The sequence below is a fragment of the Salinimicrobium oceani genome (assembly GCF_012037645.1).
The window spans coordinates 1-856 of the sequence record NZ_JAAVJR010000077.1 but is presented as its reverse complement, the minus strand read 5'-3'; the positions used below and the strand labels follow the sequence as shown (position 1 = coordinate 856).

Below are 856 nucleotides of genomic sequence, written 5' to 3'. Positions count from 1 at the left end.
CTTAGAGATTCTTGGGGTGGCAAGGAATAACGACTTTTTCAGGGAGTTCAATTAAGAATACTTTAGCATTGGGTTTTTCCGATATTAACCGGTTGTTAACAGCAGTACAGTCCGGTATGGTTTATATTTGGTTGTAGTATTAATCTTAATAACCAACAAATCATGGCAAAATCAGGAAGTACATTTTTAGCATTACTAACCGGAGCTGCAATAGGAGCAGGTCTTGGAATGTTATATGCACCTGAGAGTGGAGAGGAAACCAGAAGAAAACTGGGAGAAAACGCAAGAAGAACTCAGGATGATCTAAATAAGCGATATCGCGAAACCTCTTCAAACCTAAGTACAAGAGCTAAAAAAGCAAAATCAGATTTTGAACTAAGACTGGAAGAAACACTTTCTTCTGCAAGTTATAAAGCCGATGAGATCCTTAGCAGCCTTGAATCTAAGCTGGAAGAGCTTAGAAAACAAAATTCAAAGTTCCAGAAGGATCGCAGTGAAGGAAATGGATCAAAATCTACTGCATCCGCTTCCGACACCGGAAAAGGTAAGAAAGGAGCCGGAGCTACAGATAATGCGGTAGGATAAAACGCTTATGGCTTTCCAAAAGATAGCCGATAATTTACACCAGTTAAGCGAAAACATTAAATCCTTTGCACAAAGCAGTGCAGAGTATTATAAACTGGATTTGTTTAACAAAAGCATGAGAGGAGCTACTGCCGCCATAAAAGGTGCGGCAATAGCTTTTTTTATGTTGTTTGCCCTCATCTTTGTATCCATTGCGATTGCAGTATTCATAAGCAATCTTTTAGATTCTGCGAGCAGCGGATTCTTTATAGTTGCGGGATTCTACCTTCTA

2 protein-coding genes are annotated in these 856 nt (G+C 39.4%); both read left to right on the top strand.

Annotation, left to right across the window (positions count from 1 at the left end; genetic code table 11):
• Positions 1 to 162 precede the first annotated feature (162 nt).
• Positions 163 to 585, top strand: coding sequence for a YtxH domain-containing protein (locus tag HC175_RS15485; protein ID WP_168023993.1), 423 nt, complete (start codon positions 163 to 165; stop codon positions 583 to 585).
• Positions 586 to 592: 7 nt separating this feature from the next.
• On the top strand, positions 593 to 856 hold a 264-nt coding region (locus tag HC175_RS15480), incomplete at its 3' end, for a phage holin family protein (protein ID WP_168139353.1).